Origin of the sequence: Pseudomonas sp. 51_B, from assembly GCF_017491595.1 — a bacterium.
In the GTDB taxonomy this organism is placed as follows: Bacteria; Pseudomonadota; Gammaproteobacteria; order Pseudomonadales; family Pseudomonadaceae; genus Aquipseudomonas; species Aquipseudomonas promysalinigenes.
The window spans coordinates 1-432 of sequence record NZ_JAFGYW010000467.1 but is presented as its reverse complement, the minus strand read 5'-3'; the positions used below and the strand labels follow the sequence as shown (position 1 = coordinate 432).

Sequence of the window (432 nt, the reverse complement as noted above, 5' to 3'; positions counted from 1 at the left end):
ACGTAGCCCTCAAGGACAACGACAGCGTCAGCGTGCTCGGCTGGGACTTCGACGTCTATGCGGTGCCCGGTCACACCCTGGGGCACATCGCCTATTACCACCATGGCCTGCTGTTCTGCGGCGACACCCTGTTCGCCGCCGGTTGCGGCCGGTTGTTCGAAGGCACACCCGAGCAGATGTACCACTCGCTCAGCCGTCTCGCGGCCCTGCCGGAAGATACGCTGGTGTACTGCACCCATGAATACACCTTGAGCAATCTGAAATTCGCCGCCGCCGTCGAGCCGGGCAATCCGGACATCGCCGCCCGTCTGGAAAAGGTCACGCAGCAACGGCAGAACGGCGTGATGACGTTGCCGTCGACTTTGGCCCTGGAAAAGCTCACCAATCCGTTTTTACGCACTTCTGAAACATTGGTTACACAAAAAGTGGACG

At 60.0% G+C, this 432-nt stretch carries 1 protein-coding gene; it reads left to right on the top strand.

The genetic code is table 11. The features are described from left to right. Positions 1 to 432, top strand: a 432-nt coding sequence (gloB, locus tag J5M56_RS25760) for a hydroxyacylglutathione hydrolase (RefSeq protein ID WP_207938152.1), incomplete at both ends; no start/stop codon positions are given.